Origin of the sequence: Rhodococcus sp. T2V (assembly GCF_029269925.1) — a bacterium.
Taxonomy (GTDB): domain Bacteria; phylum Actinomycetota; class Actinomycetes; order Mycobacteriales; family Mycobacteriaceae; genus Rhodococcus_F; species Rhodococcus_F koreensis.
Genome location: NZ_JARJBD010000405.1, coordinates 1 through 472 on the forward strand (window position 1 = coordinate 1; position 472 = coordinate 472).

1 protein-coding gene is annotated in these 472 nt (G+C 65.9%); it reads left to right on the forward strand.

Features of this window, described 5'->3' with window-relative positions; all coding sequences use genetic code 11:
* The coding region (locus tag P3H15_RS56045; protein ID WP_276144906.1) for a tyrosine-type recombinase/integrase at nt 1-472 on the forward strand (472 nt) is incomplete at both ends.

A 472-nucleotide genomic window follows, 5' to 3' on the forward strand; every position in this document is an offset into this window, starting at 1 on the left:
GATTTCAACCGCACCCACCGATTCCGCCACACCGTCGCCACCCGGTTGCTGAACACCGGCGTCCCGTTGCACGTGCTGCAGCGCTACCTCGGGCACCTCACGCCGACTATGAGCATGACGTATGCGCAGACGTTGCAGTCCACCGCCGAGGCCGAGTTTCTGCGCTTCCGCAAGATCACCGCCGACGGGCGCGAGCTCGAGGTCGATTCCCGCGACCTCTACGACATGCTCGAGCTGGACAGACGGACCGACCGGATCCTGCCCAACGGGTACTGCCTGCTGCCGCCCCGTCAGGTCTGCGGCAAGGGCAACGCCTGCCTGACCTGCGACAAGTTCGCCACCGACGCCACCTTCCTGCCCGAGCTGCAAACCCAGCTCGCCCGAACCACACAACTCATTACCGAACGCCGCGCGACATTCGAGGCCCGCACCGGACACCAGATGGGCGAGGACAACATCTGGCTCGCCGGAC